The following is a 13,494-nucleotide window of genomic DNA, read 5'->3' as shown; positions in this document are numbered from 1 at the left end:
TCGCCCCCCCCCCCCGCGTGCGGGGGGCCTGGTCGCCCGCGGGGGTGGCGGGTGGGTTACCCCCCCCCCCCCCCCCCCCCCGCTGCCGCGTAAGCACCCCCGTCCGCTGCCGCGTAAGCACCCCTCGCCAGCGGAGTCATCGCCCGCCACCGACTGTCCTCAGTGGACTGTCGGTCAGTTTGTCAGCGCGGCGAGGACAGTGCTCAGGACGGCCACCGCGCCCGCCTTGTCCAGTGGCTCGTTTCCATTGCCGCACTTGGGAGACTGCACACACGAGGGGCAGCCCGCCGGGCACTCGCACGCGGCGATGGCGCGCCGGGTGGCGTTGAGCCAGGGCACCAGGGCCGCGTGGCCACGGTCGGCGAAACCCGCGCCACCCGGATGGCCGTCGTGGACGAAAACGGTGGGGCGGCCCGTGTCCGGGTGCAGCGCCGTCGAGACGCCGCCGATGTCCCAGCGGTCGCACGTGGCGAACAGCGGCAGCAGCCCGATGGCCGCGTGCTCGGCGGCGTGCAGTGCACCAGGCACCGCCGCCGGATGCAGTCCCGCCTGGCCGGAACCCATACCGGTCAACAGATTCTCGCTGACCGTGTACCAGACCGCGCGGGTGCGCAGCGTGTGCTCGGGCAGGTCGAGCGGAATCTGGTCCAGCACCTCACCCGAGGGCAGGCGGCGCAGGTAGCCGACGACCTGCGAGGTCACGGCGACCTCGCCGAGACACACGGTCACCTCGCCCCCGCGCGCCTGGTGCACCTGGCGGTCGATCGTGCCCAACACCGCGATGTCGACCACCTCGCGCGGCGAGGTCGACCAGTCCGGGTTCTCCGCGTGCACCAGCGCCAGCCCGGAGTCCAGGTCGAGCTCGTCCACCACATAGGACGTGCCCTGGTGCAGGTACACCGCGCCGCTGTGCACTGTCGCGCAGGCGCTTCCCGGGTTGACCGTGCCCAGCATGCGGCCGGAGTCGGCCTCCACCACCGCGATCTGGTCGCCGCCCGAGCCGCGAATGTCGACGTCGAAGTGCGGGCGTTGGTGGGAGGTCCAGTACCACCCGGCGGGGCGTTTGCGGAGCACCCCCTCGGCGACCAGGTCGTCCAACACGGCACGGGCGCCGTCGCCGAAGGCGGGCAGGCAGGCCGGGGTCAGCGGCAGCTCGGCGGCGGCGCACGCGAGCTGCGGCGCCAGCACGTACGGGTTGCCAGGGTCGGTGACGGTGGCCTCGATGGGCTTGTCCAGCACCGCCGACGGATGGTGCACCAGATAGGTGTCGAGCGGGTCGTCGCGGGCGACGAAGACCACCAGGGAGCCGTCGCCCGCGCGCCCCGCGCGCCCGGCCTGTTGCCAGAACGACGCCAAAGTTCCCGGGTACCCGGCCACCACGACCGCGTCGAGCCCGGCGATGTCGACGCCGAGTTCCAGCGCGTTGGTGCTGGCCACGCCGAGCAGCTCGCCGCTGGCCAGCGCGTTCTCCAGCGCGCGCCGCTCCTCGGGCAGGAAGCCCGCGCGGTAGGCGGCGACCCGGTCGGCCAGCCCACTGTCTACTTCGGACAGGACGCGGCGGGCGCCGAGCGCGGTCAGCTCAGCGCCGCGCCGGGAGCGGACGAACGCGAGCGTGCGCGCGCCCTCGATGACCAGGTCCGCGAGGATGCGCGCGGTCTCCGCGCCAGCCGAGCGGCGGACCGGCGCGCCGTTCTCGCCTGCCACGTCGTCGAGCAGCGGCGGCTCCCACAGGGCCACCGTGCGCGCCCCGCGCGGCGAGCAGTCCTCGGTGACCGCCGCACAGTCCACTCCAGACAGTCGGGTGGCCGAGGCGGCCGGGTCGGACACCGTCGCGGAGGCGAGTACGAACACCGGGTCGGCGCCGTACTTGCGGGCGACGCGGCGCAGTCGGCGCAGCAGCAGCGCCACGTGCGACCCGAACACGCCCCGGTAGGCGTGGCACTCGTCGACCACGACGTAGCGGAGGTTGCGGAAGAACGTGGCCCAGCGGCCGTGGGTGGGCAGCACGCCGCGGTGGAGCATGTCCGGGTTGGTGAACACCCACCGGGCGTACGCGCGCACCCAGTCGCGCTCGGCCATCGGGGTGTCGCCGTCGTAGCTCGCGGCCCGCAGCTCGGGCAGGTCGAGCGCGCGGACGGCGCGGAGTTGGTCGGCGCCCAGCGCCTTGGTGGGGGACAGGTAGAGCGAGGTGGCACGCGGGTCGTCGGTGAGCGCGGAGATCACCGGCAACTGGTAGGCGAGCGACTTGCCGGACGCGGTGCCGGTGGCGATCACCACACTGCGGCCTGCGTGCGCGTGCTCGGCCGCCGCGACCTGGTGAGCCCACGGCGACTCGACGCCGCCCCGGCCAAACGCGGCCCGCACCGGCTTGTCCGCCCACGACGGCCAGGCCGCCACCGTCGCCGCGCGCTCGGGGAGTTCTTCGACGTGGGTGAGCGGATTCTCGCCAGCGGGAACCCCCGCCAGTACCCGCTTGAGCAGCAGGCCGCCCCGCTCCACCGCCGCGTCCGCACCCACCCGTCGAGCTTCGCACACACCGCCGACGTTGTTGCCCACCAGGCGGATCCGACCCGCCACCCGTAGTCACGTTCCGCCATATCGGCTCACGGACAGTGCGGGGTGTGGGACGGCTCGCGTCCGTGATCCGCGTTACCAATAGACTCCGCCCGCATCCCACTGCTTGTGGTGGTGCCACACGCGGAGTCAGGGGTCGATACACGCCGCCGGTAATGGCGGGATGTCGGCCCCGAAACAGGCAGATCATCAGGAGGACGGATGTCCGGGCAGTTCCTCGCGGCAGATCTGACGCTCACCGGCGGCGATCGCGGTGTAGTCGTCGTGGTCGCCGTGATCGCCCTCGCCGCTCTTGCCGTCGGCTATGTCCTGCTCAAGGAGGTTCTGGCCGCGGGCCAGGGCACCGCCAAGATGCAGGAAATCGCCAAGGCGGTCCAAGAGGGTGCGGCGGCGTATCTCAAGCGGCAGCGAAACACGCTGCTGGTCTTCGGCAGCGCGGTATTCCTGTTGCTGTTCCTGCTACCCGCCGACAGCGCGGGGGAACGCATAGGCCGGTCGCTGTTCTTCTTGGTCGGTGCCGTCTTCTCGTTCACCATCGGCTACCTCGGCATGTGGCTGGCGACGCAGGCGAACCTGCGGGTCGCCGCCGCGGCCAATGAGGACGGCGGCCGGGAGAAGGCGACCAGGATCGCGTTCCGCACCGGTGGTGCGGTCGGCATGGCCACCGTGGGCCTCGGCCTCTTCGGTGCCGCGATTGTCGTGCTCGTCTACACCGGCACGGCTCCGAAGGTGTTGGAGGGCTTCGGCTTCGGCGCCGCGCTCATCGCGATGTTCATGCGCGTCGGCGGCGGCATCTTCACCAAGGCGGCCGACGTCGGCGCCGACCTGGTCGGCAAGGTCGAGAAGGGCATCCCCGAGGACGACCCCCGCAATGCCGCCACCATCGCCGACAACGTCGGCGACAACGTGGGTGACTGCGCGGGCATGGCGGCCGACCTGTTCGAGTCCTACGCGGTGACCCTGGTGGCCGCGCTGATCCTGGGCAGCACCGCGTTCGGTGTGCACGGCCTGCTCTTCCCGCTGATCGTCCCCGCGCTCGGCGTGATCACCGCGATGCTGGGCGTCTACATCACCAAGGCTCGCGCGGGCGAGAGCGGCCTGGCCGCCATCAACCGCTCGTTCTACATCTCGGCGCTGTTCTCCGCGGTCCTGTGCACGGCGGCGGCGTTCATCTACCTGCCGGGCTCGTTCTCGGAGCTGACCGGCTCGTCGGTGTCCAACATCTCGGGCAGCCCGGCGGTCATCGCGGCTGTCGCGGTGATCATCGGCATCGTGCTGGCCGGCGTGATCCTGTGGCTGACCGGCTACTACACCGGCACCGACTACAAGCCGGTCAAGGAGGTCGGCAAGACCTCGCTGACCGGCGCGGCGACCGTGATCCTGTCCGGTATCTCGGTGGGTTTCGAGTCGGCCGTCTACACCGCGCTGGTCATCGGCGCGGCCGTCTACGGTGCGTTCCTGCTGTCGGGTTCGGTGCTGGTCGCGCTGTTCGCGATCGCGCTGGCGGGCTGCGGTCTGCTCACCACCGTCGGCGTGATCGTCGCGATGGACACGTTCGGTCCGGTGTCCGACAACGCCCAGGGCATCGCGGAGATGTCGGGCGACGTGACCGCTGAGGGCGCGCAGATCCTCACCGAGTTGGACGCGGTCGGCAACACCACCAAGGCGATCACCAAGGGCATCGCGATCGCGACGGCCGTGCTCGCCGCGACAGCGTTGTTCGGCTCCTACACCGACGCGATCGGCAAGGCCCTGCAGGGCGTGGTCGAAGGCGCGCAGGACCAGATCGAGTCGCCCGGCGCCGCGTTCGAGTACGTCGTCTACAGCCCGAACGTGCTGGTCGGCATCCTGATCGGGGCCGCGGTCGTCTTCATGTTCTCCGGCCTCGCGGTCAACGCCGTGACCCGGGCGGCAGGCGCGATCGTGTTCGAGGTCCGCCGCCAGTTCCGGGAGATCCCCGGCATCATGGAGGGCACCGCCAAGCCGGAATACGGCAAGGTCGTCGACATCTGCACCCGTGACTCGCTGCGCGAGCTGGCCACGCCTGGTCTGCTCGCCGTGCTCGCCCCGATCGCGGTCGGCTTCGGCCTCGGCGTCGGCCCGCTGGCGGGTTACCTGGCCGGTGCTATCGCCACCGGCACGCTGATGGCGGTGTTCCTGGCCAACTCCGGTGGTGCCTGGGACAACGCCAAGAAGCTGGTCGAGGACGGCCACCACGGTGGCAAGGGCTCCGACGCCCACGCCGCCACGGTCATCGGCGACACCGTCGGCGACCCGTTCAAGGACACCGCCGGTCCCGCGATCAACCCGCTGATCAAGGTGATGAACCTGGTCTCGCTGCTGATCGCGCCCGCCATCGTCACGTTCTCGATCGGCGCGGACGCTTCGACCGGCCTGCGGGTCTCCATCGCGCTCGCGGCCGTCGTGCTCATCGTCACCGCGGTCGTGGTGTCCAAGCGGCGCGGTACCGCGATCGCCGACACCCCGGCGGAGACGCCGGCCAACGCCTGACAATCGGCGTGACCAACGACCGAGGCCGGTCCCCTTCGCGGGGGCCGGCCTCGGCCGTGTCCCCGCCCTGCGATGGACTCTCGACCGTGCGAATATCGCCAGGTAGCTACGTCCAAGGAGCGTTTCCCATGGTTCGTCGTCTTGCCGTCGTCGTCGCGGTGCTCTCGCTCGGCCTGGTCGGGTGCAGCGGTTCGAACGACTCCGGCGGCAGCAGGACCTCCGGCACCACCACCACCACCACGGCGGCAGCGGGCGGCGGCGACGCGGTCGCCTGGGCGGAGCAGGTCTGCGCGGTGGTCGCGCCCGAGTCGGCGGCGCTGAGCGCGGGCCCGGACATCGATCCGAGCGACCCGGCGAAGGCCAAGACGAACATGGTGGCCTACCTCGACACGCTGGTCTCCGCGCTCGACCGGATGATCGGCGGCGTGCGGGCGGCAGGCGCGCCTCCGGTGCCCGACGGCCAGGCCGCGGCCGACACGGCGATCAAGGCGCTCGACGGCGCCAGGACCACCGTCGGCACCGCGAAGACGAACTTCGAGAAGGCCGACGCGTCCACCGTGGCCGGTCTCCAGACCGGCTTGCTGCAGGTCAGCCAGGACCTCGGGAAGCTCGGCGACCTGGATGACCCGACCAAGGGCCTGCGCGGCAACCAGGAGCTGAACCGCGCGTTCGAGCAGGCGCCGAGCTGCAAGAAGCTCAGCGGTTCGACGCCGACGTCCTGAGCGGCCGATCGACTTCACCCGACCGGGTGATTTGGCGGCCGCGGTGCCAGTCCCGGTGCCCTGGGCGATTGAACCGGGCCTGCCGATCTTTACCGAGATCGAACTCTTGTTCTAACCTGTGGTCCGTGGTCGCGCAGTTGTCGTTCTACTCCGCCGAGGCGGCGCACCCTCGGGTCGCCGATCTCGCGGGGCTGCTGTGCGGGCACGGTCACACGGTCGTCTTCGCCAAGGCCACGGCCCGGCTCTCGATGGTCGTCGCGGCATCGTGGCGGGCGAAAGCACTGGTCAAGGCGTGCGCCGACCGCGGGGTGGCGGCGCAGGTGTGGCCGGGCGAGGACGGTGAGCCGCCGCAGCTCCGCACGGCGTTCCGGGCCGACCTGGCGCCCTTGGCGGCCCAGTGGACGCGCGGCCGGGCCAAGGTGGTCCCGGACTGTTTCGTGCCGGACGGCGCCGCGCTGCGGATGTGGGTGCTGGCGGCGGGCCGCTGGGTCGAGGGCAGCTACCTGCTTGCCCTCGACGCCGAGGCGCCTGAGACGCACGAGCCGCTGCTGGACGCGCTGGCCCGGACCGGTATCCCGGCGGCGAAGCACGTCGGCAAGGACGACGGACCAGGTCTGCGGGTCAGCGGCAGGCGCAGACTGGCGCGACTGTTGGAGCTGGTCGGACCACCCGCCTGCGCGGGCTGCGCCGAGTACTGGCCCGCGGTTTCTCGGATGCGCGTCGTGTCCTGATCGTGCTAGAGGTGGTAGAGGTCCATACTCTCGGTCGGCCGATCTTCCAGCCGCTAGAGCGACCTGGAATAGGGCATTTCCCGCGCAGCGTGCACACTGACTGGCTGACGCGGGCTTTGGTACGGACAGGTTCACAGAGAGCGGGACAGCGTGGCCGGATCGGCAGGGACGAAGAGAAGCGGCGGTGCGGACGGGACCGAGCCTCGTCGGCTGGTGATCGTCGAGTCACCCGCGAAGGCGCGCAAGATCGCGTCCTACCTTGGCCGCAACTTCGTCGTCGAGTCCTCCCGCGGCCACATCCGCGACCTGCCGCGCAAGGCCGCGGAGGTGCCGGAGCGCTACAAGGGCGAGTCCTGGTCCAACCTCGGCGTCAACGTCGACAACGGCTTCGAGCCCATCTACATCGTGACCCCCGACAAGAAGTCGACCGTCTCCGAGCTCAAGGGCCTGCTCAAGGACGTCGACGAGCTCTACCTGGCCACAGACGGCGACCGCGAGGGCGAAGCCATCGCCTGGCACCTGCTGGAGGCGCTCAAGCCCAAGGTGCCGGTCCGCCGCATGGTGTTCCACGAGATCACCGAGCCCGCCATCCTCGCCGCCGCGCAGAACACCCGCGAGCTGGACCGCGACCTGGTCGACGCCCAGGAGACCCGCCGCATCCTCGACCGGCTCTACGGCTACGAGGTCAGCCCGGTGCTGTGGAAGAAGGTCATGCCGCGGCTCTCGGCCGGCCGCGTGCAGTCCGTGGCGACCCGGATCGTGGTGCAGCGCGAGCGCGAGCGGATGGCGTTCGTGGCGGTGTCGTACTGGGACATCTCCGCGACGATGGAGATCAACACAGGCGCGGACCGGTCTGACAATGTGGCCGAGCCGTCGAAGTTCGGCGCTCGGCTGCTGTCGGTCGACGGCACCCGGCTGGCCACCGGCCGCGACTTCGGCCAGGACGGAAACCTGAAGGCGGGCACCGAGGTGCTGCTGCTGGAGGAGACCGAGGCGCGCAGGCTCACCGAGAGCCTCGCGGGCGCGGCGCTGACCGTGTCGAGCGTCGAGGAGAAGCCCTACACCCGCAAGCCGTACGCGCCGTTCATGACCTCGACGCTGCAGCAGGAGGCGGGCCGCAAGCTGCGGTTCTCCTCCGAGCGCACCATGCGCACCGCGCAGCGGCTGTACGAGAACGGCTACATCACCTACATGCGTACCGACTCCACGACCCTGTCGGAGACGGCGATCACGGCGGCGCGGGCGCAGGCCACCGACCTCTACGGCGCGCAGTACGTCTCGCCGCAGCCGCGGCAGTACACCCGCAAGGTCAAGAACGCCCAGGAGGCGCACGAGGCCATCCGGCCTGCCGGTGAGGTGTTCCGCACACCTGGCCAGGTGGCGAGCGAGTTGGAGACCGACGAGTTCCGGCTCTACGAGTTGGTCTGGCAGCGCACCATCGCCTCGCAGATGGCCGACGTGCGCGGTACCACGATGACCGTGCGCATCACGGGCGCGGCGTCGAGCGGCGAGGAGTGCGTGTTCACCTCGTCCGGCCGCACGATCACCTTCGCGGGCTTCCTGCGGGCCTACGTCGAGGCGGTCGACTCCGAGGTGGGCGGCGAGGCCGACGACGCGGAGCGCAGGCTGCCGCTGCTGGTCAAAGGCCAGCCGGTCACCGCGACCGAGTTGGCCGCGGACGGGCACAGCACCAGCCCGCCGCCGCGCTACTCCGAGCCCAGCCTGATCAAGGCGCTGGAGGAGTTGGGCATCGGCCGCCCGTCTACCTACACCTCGATCATCAACACCATCCAGGACCGCGGCTACGTGTGGAAGAAGGGGTCCGCGCTGGTCCCGTCCTGGATCGCGTTCTCCGTGATCGGGCTGCTGGAGCAGCACTTCGGGCGGCTGGTCGACTACGACTTCACCGCCGCGATGGAGGACGAGCTCGACGGGATCGCCGCGGGCACCCAGCAGCGCACCGACTGGCTCTCCGGTTTCTACTTCGGCGGCGCGGTCGGCCCCGAGGGCTCGGTGGGCCGCTCCGGCGGACTCAAGAAGCTGGTCGGCTCCGGGGTCGAGCACATCGACGCCAAGGTGGTGAACTCCATCCCGGTGTTCACCGACGACGAGGGCCGCCCCGTCGTGGTCCGCGTCGGCCGCTACGGGCCCTACCTGGAGCGCGAGGTCGACGCGGTCGCCCAGCGCGCGAACCTGCCGGAGGACCTGCCGCCGGACGAGCTGACCCGCGAGGTCGCCGAGAAGCTGTTCGCCACCCCGATGGAGGGGCGCACGCTCGGCACCGACCCGGTCACCGGGCACGAGATCGTGGCCAAGGAGGGCCGCTTCGGCCCGTACGTCACCGAGGTGCTGCCCGAGGTCGAGGAGGCGCCGGCGGTCGAGGGCGCGAAGAAGACCAGGAGCAAGGTTCCGGCGAAGCCCAAGCCGCGCACCGGTTCGCTGTTCAAGTCGATGTCACTGGACACGGTGACCCTCGATGACGCGCTCAAGCTGCTGTCGCTGCCCCGGGTTGTCGGCGCCGACCCGACCAGCGGCGAGGAGATCACCGCGCAGAACGGCCGCTACGGGCCGTACCTGAAGAAGGGCACCGACTCCCGCTCGCTGACCAGCGAGGACCAGCTCTTCGAGATCCAGCTCGACGAGGCGCTCAAGATCTACGCCGAGCCGAAGAAGCGCGGCAGGCAGGCCGCCGCGTCGGCGCCGCCGCTGCGCGAGCTGGGCAACGACCCGGTGTCCGGCAAGCCGATGGTGATCAAGGACGGCCGGTTCGGGCCGTACGTGACCGACGGCGAGACGAACGGATCGCTGCGCAAGGCCGACAACGTCGAGACGCTCACCGACGAGCGCGCCGCCGAACTGCTGGCCGAGAAGCGGGCCAAGGGGCCCGCCCCCAAGCGCGCTGCGCCCGTCCGGCGCAAGGCACCGGCGAAGAAGACACCCGCGAAGTCGAAGTCGTAACCGGATTGGCGGTAACCCTGCTGGTGGAGGTCCGCTAAGGGGGCGACACGGAGCGCGACGAGGACTAGCCTGGATGGGGAACCCGCACGAAGGGGGACCCCCAGATGGCTGAGCGCATCGGACGGGATGGCACCTTGGACCCGGAACCGGGTCCGTTGCTCCCGGACCCCTTGGCGGGCCTGGTCACCGGTGAACGGTTCGAGCCGCGCGAGACGTCGGTCCGCCTGACCGTCCCCGATCGCCCGGCCGACATCGTCGTCGCCCGCACCGACGAGCCGCGGCCCGCGCGGCCCGCCGCCCGGCCGCGCCGCGCGACTCCGATGCCCACCGGGATGATCCACTACCCGCCGCGGATCGGCTGGCCTGGTCCGGCGGCGTCGCGCCGGTCTCGCGGCGCCCCCCGGACGCGCGGCTCGGGCCTGAATCTCACCGTGACGCTCTCGGCCCTCATCGTGTTCCTGGTGATCGCGTACTTCATCGTGAGCAGCTTCGTCGCCATGCTCAACGGCTTCGCCGGTTAGCTCACCCAACGTCACCCGACGGTGTTCTCCGATTGTGGATAGCCTGACCGAGTCCGGCGGTTGCGCCGATCCGGTGGTCGGCGCGGGCGCTTGGTCGCACGGCGTTACCGAACCGCGGATGCGTTGTCGGCCACCCGGGACACCCGGCCGAACCTGCTCCCCGGCTACGCTGGTGGTGGCACGCGGTGTGGAGATGGGGTGGCGGGCATCAGCGGGGGCCTGAACGACAAGGTCGAGACCGGGGCGATGGCGACCGGCCCGGATGCGTCCATGGCGCACCGAGCGCGCAGTGTGCTGGCGATCCGACCGTTCCGCAGGCTGTGGGGGGTCACCTACCTGTGCAGTGTTGGTGACTGGCTGTCACTGCTCGCGCTCACCGGGCTCGCGGCCACCCTCACCGAGGACTACAAGGCGCAGAGCTTCGCCTTCGCGGGCGTCGTGCTCACCCAGTTGCTGCCCGGCCTGCTGTTCGCCCCGCTCGGCGGGTTGTTCGCCGACCGGTTCGACCGGCGCAAGGTCATGGTGCTCGCCGACATCGCGCGCTGCGGGCTGTTCCTCTCCATCGCCATCGTCGGCTCGCCGCTGTGGCTGTTCGTCGGCAACTTCCTGATCGGCTGCTGCGCGCTGCTGTGGATTCCCTCGAAGGACGCCGCGGTACCCAACCTGCTGCGCAGGCCCGACCAGGTGGAGACGGCCAACCAGCTCGGCATGGTGATGACCTACGGCATCGCCGTGATCAGCGGCGCGGGCCTCTACGCGCTCATCACCGGCATCAGCACCAACCTCAACCTGCAGCCCGACCCGGACGGCATCGGCATCGCCAAGATCATCCTGATGATCAACGGCCTGCTCTACCTGACCAGCGCGATCATCGTCGCCACCCGTATCCCGGAGTTGTCCCGCCGGGTCGTGAGCGAACCCAAGGCGGACGACAAACCCGCCAAGGCCGGCCTGGTCGCCATGATCAAGGACGCGGGCCGGTTCGTCCGCTCCACCCCGCTGGTGCGCGGCCTGCTGATCGGCATGATCGGCGCCTTCGCCGCCGCGGGCGCCCTCGTCGGCTCCGCCCAGCTCTACGCGAACAGCCTGCGCGGCGGCGAGTCCGCCTTCGGCCTGCTGTTCGTGGCGCTGTTCATCGGCCTGGCCACCGGCATGGCGGGCTCACCCAAGCTGGCCCGGCGTCTGCCGCACAACCGGCTGTTCGGCATCGCGATCGTCGCCGCGGGCCTGGTGCAGCTGCTCGTGGCGCTCTCCCCGCACCTGGCGGTCTCGCTGATCTCGGTCGCCATGCTCGGCGCGTGCGCGGGGGCGGCCTTCCTCACCGGCGTCACGATCATCGGCACCCAGGTCGAGGACGCCATCCGCGGCCGGATCAACGCGATCTACCAGTCCCTGATGAAGATCATCCTGGCGGCCGCGATGGCCGCGACGCCGGTGTTGGTCGGCCTGGTGCGACCGCACGACATCACCCTGTTCGGCAGGCAGATGGTGGTCGACGGCACCCGTCCGGTGCTGCTGGGCGCTGGCCTGATCGCCGCCGTCGTCGGCGTCATCGCCTATCGGCAGATGGACGACCGGCGCTCCGAGACGATCATGGCCGACCTGCTCGCCGCGATCCGCCGCAAGCCGCGCCGCGCCACCGGCCTGCTGATCGCGATCGAGGGCGACCTGCATCTCGACACCTCCACCCAGGCCCACCTGCTTGCCGACTGGCTGCGCAAGCCCGGCAAGAAGGAGGTCCTGCTCGCCACCGATCCGGCCCTGGACGACGGCCGCCTGCGCGCGGTGCTGGCAGGCGCGCACCTCTCCAGCCCGCGTGCGCACGCCCTTGTCGCCGCCGCGGTCCGCGCCGACCTGGTGGAACGCGAGATCCAGCCCGCCCTCGACCGGGGCGCGCTGGTGGTGATGGAGCGGTTCGTCGACAGCCCGCTCGCGCACCTGTCCGTCGCCGCTGGCCTCGACCCGGCCGAACTCGAAGGACTCGCCGACTGGGCCACCTCGCGGCTGCGCCCGGACGTCACCGTGCTGCTCGACCGCGACCCGGGCACCCTGCGTCCGGGCTCGGGCAGCAGCGAGCATCATTGGCACGTGCAGAGCGTGTTGGCCGACATGGCCGCCGCCGACCCCGACCGCTACGTGGTGGTCGACGGCGACGGCACCGCCGAAGACGTCGCCGAGCGGGTCCGGCTGGCCGTGCACACCACCCTGGCCGGGCGCAAACTGGCCGAACTCGTCCCCGGTGAGGGGCTGGCCTCGGTCGAGGCGGGCTGATGGGCGGGGTCTGGTCACAGCTCGTCGGCCAGCCCGAGGCCGTGGACACGCTCAGTACCGCGGCCATCGCCGCCGCCGGGCTGGTCGACGGCACCGGGACCGCGGCGGGCATGACGCACGCCTGGCTGTTCACCGGCCCGCCCGGCTCGGGCCGCTCGGTCGCCGCCCGCGCGTTCGCCGCCGCGCTGCAGTGCACCGCGGGCCAGGACGTGCCCGGCTGCGGGCAGTGTCAGGGCTGCCACACCAGCATGTCCGGCACGCACGCCGACGTGCGGCTCGTGGTTCCCGAGGGGCTGTCCATCTCGGTCGCGGAGATGCGCGCCCTGGTGCAGACCTCCGCGCGCAGGCCGACCGGCGGACGGTGGCAGGTCGTGATCATCACCGACGCCGACCGGCTCACCGAGGGCGCGGCGAACGCGCTGCTCAAGGTCGTCGAGGAGCCGCCCGCGCGCACCGTGTTCCTGCTCTGCGCACCCTCGGACCACCCGGACGACGTCTCGGTCACCATCCGCTCGCGCTGCCGGGCGATCGCGCTGCGCACGCCGTCGGCCCCGTCGATCGCCGAGGTGCTGCGGCTGCGCGACGGCATCGACGCCGACACCGCGGCGTGGGCGGCGTCGGTGTGCGGCGGGCACGTGGGCCGCGCCCGGCGCCTGGCCACCGACCCCGCCGCCCGCGATCGGCGCGCCAGGGTGCTGCGCATCCCGCTGCACCTGCGCAGGCTGTCCGACGTCTTCGACTGCGCGGACGACCTGGTCAAGGCCGCGGAGGCCGACGCGAGCGAGGTCAGCGGCACCCGCGACGAGGTGGAGAAGGACGCCCTCAAGATGGCCATGGGCCACGGCGGCACCGGCAAGGGCGCCGCGGCCGCGTCGAGGGGCAGCGCGGGGGCGATCAAGGAGTTGGAGCGCAGGCAGAAGTCCCGCGCCACCCGCACCCAGCGGGACACGCTGGATCTGGCGCTGGTCGACCTCGCGGGCTACTACCGCGATGTGCTGGTGGTCAGCGCGGGTTCGCCCGCCACGCTCAACCACCCGGACTACGCCGAGGGCACGCGTCAGGCGGCGTCGTCCTGGACGCCCGATTCGACGCTGCGCAGGCTGGAGGCCGTCCTCGCCTGCCGCGAGGCGCTGGAGCTGAACGTGAAGCCGCGGATCGCGGTCGAGGCCATGGTCACCGCCCTGTTCTTCGGCTGACGAGCGTGGA

General features: G+C 71.4%; 8 protein-coding genes. 7 read left to right on the top strand and 1 reads right to left on the bottom strand.

What is annotated here, in order from left to right:
- Positions 1 to 174 precede the first annotated feature (174 nt).
- A complete protein-coding gene (locus ACT4N7_RS01310) occupies positions 175 to 2,517 on the bottom strand; it encodes a DEAD/DEAH box helicase (RefSeq protein WP_444826674.1) in 2,343 nt (780 codons plus the stop codon).
- Positions 2,518 to 2,775: 258 nt separating this feature from the next.
- Between ACT4N7_RS01310 and ACT4N7_RS01305 the strand changes: the two genes are divergently transcribed.
- The 7 genes from ACT4N7_RS01305 to ACT4N7_RS01275 all read left to right on the top strand — a co-directional run bounded on the left by ACT4N7_RS01305 (position 2,776) and on the right by ACT4N7_RS01275 (position 13,484).
- Positions 2,776 to 5,085, top strand: coding sequence for a sodium-translocating pyrophosphatase (locus ACT4N7_RS01305; RefSeq protein ID WP_444826662.1), 2,310 nt, complete (start codon positions 2,776 to 2,778; stop codon positions 5,083 to 5,085).
- A 128-nt stretch (positions 5,086 to 5,213) separates the two neighbouring features.
- Positions 5,214 to 5,807 carry a hypothetical protein gene (locus ACT4N7_RS01300; protein WP_444826661.1) on the top strand — a complete coding sequence of 198 codons (594 nt, stop codon included), beginning with the start codon at positions 5,214 to 5,216 and terminating at the stop codon, positions 5,805 to 5,807.
- Between the two features lie 125 nt (positions 5,808 to 5,932).
- A complete protein-coding gene (locus ACT4N7_RS01295; RefSeq protein WP_444826660.1) occupies positions 5,933 to 6,538 on the top strand; it encodes a hypothetical protein in 606 nt (201 codons plus the stop codon).
- A 150-nt stretch (positions 6,539 to 6,688) separates the two neighbouring features.
- A complete protein-coding gene (gene topA, locus ACT4N7_RS01290) occupies positions 6,689 to 9,496 on the top strand; it encodes a type I DNA topoisomerase (RefSeq protein WP_444826659.1) in 2,808 nt (935 codons plus the stop codon).
- 104 nt (positions 9,497 to 9,600) lie between these two features.
- Positions 9,601 to 10,017: a hypothetical protein gene (locus ACT4N7_RS01285; protein WP_444826658.1), complete on the top strand. Its 417-nt coding sequence runs from the start codon at positions 9,601 to 9,603 to the stop codon at positions 10,015 to 10,017.
- 246 nt (positions 10,018 to 10,263) lie between these two features.
- Positions 10,264 to 12,288, top strand: a complete 2,025-nt coding sequence (locus ACT4N7_RS01280) for a bifunctional MFS transporter/dTMP kinase (protein WP_444826673.1) — start codon at positions 10,264 to 10,266, stop codon at positions 12,286 to 12,288.
- Positions 12,288 to 13,484 carry a DNA polymerase III subunit delta' gene (locus ACT4N7_RS01275; protein ID WP_444826657.1) on the top strand — a complete coding sequence of 399 codons (1,197 nt, stop codon included), beginning with the start codon at positions 12,288 to 12,290 and terminating at the stop codon, positions 13,482 to 13,484. The genes ACT4N7_RS01280 and ACT4N7_RS01275 overlap by 1 nt, the downstream gene beginning before the upstream one ends.
- Positions 13,485 to 13,494 lie beyond the last annotated feature (10 nt).

The sequence above is a fragment of the Actinokineospora sp. genome, assembly GCF_052390155.1.
Lineage (GTDB): Bacteria > Actinomycetota > Actinomycetes > Mycobacteriales > Pseudonocardiaceae > Actinokineospora.
The sequence above is the reverse complement of the archived record's forward strand: the minus strand, read 5'-3'. Positions and strand labels throughout refer to the sequence as shown.